Annotated in this window: 1 pseudogene; it reads right to left on the bottom strand. The window is 61.5% G+C overall.

The features are described 5' to 3' along the window. Positions 1-693: pseudogene (locus tag A3730_RS20635) on the bottom strand (methylcrotonoyl-CoA carboxylase); the annotation flags it as partial.

The following is a 693-nucleotide window of genomic DNA, read 5'->3' as shown; positions in this document are numbered from 1 at the left end:
GGCGTTATGGTGGATGCCTTCCAGCTCCAGGGCGTCCAGTGCCTGAATCAGTTGTTGCCGGGCGGCGTTGCGGTCCTCGCCATGACAGATCAGCTTGGCGATCATGGGATCGTAGTGCTCGTCTACCCGGTCGCCCTGTTCGTAGCCAGCATCCACCCGGCTGAGGGAATGGGGCCAACGCAAATGGCGCAGCAAACCGGAGGAGGGCAGAAAGCCCTGTTCCGGGTTTTCCGCATAGAGACGTACTTCCATGGCGGCGCCGTGGCGCTGGATCTGCTCCTGCTGTTTGGGCAGCGGTTCCCCCGCTGCCACGGACAGCTGCCAGGCTACCAGGTCTTCGCCGGTGATCATTTCGGTGACCGGGTGTTCCACTTGCAGGCGGGTGTTCATTTCCATGAAGTAGAACTGGCCATCCTCGCCGTAAAGGAATTCGACGGTGCCTGCACCCCGGTAATCAATGGCTTTGGCGGCTTGCACTGCGGCATGCCCGAAGGCGTTGCGGGTGGCTTCATCCAGACCCGGCGCCGGCGCTTCTTCGATAATTTTCTGGTGGCGGCGCTGCACGGAACAGTCCCGTTCGAACAGGTGCACGGCGTTGCCGTGATTGTCAGCAAACACCTGAACTTCCACATGGCGGGCGGTGGCCAGGTAACGTTCCAGCAGCACCCGATCGTCACCAAAGGCGTTACTGGC

It is taken from the genome of Alcanivorax sp. HI0044 (assembly GCF_001634945.1).
This window is presented reverse-complemented; position numbering and strand designations above follow the sequence as displayed.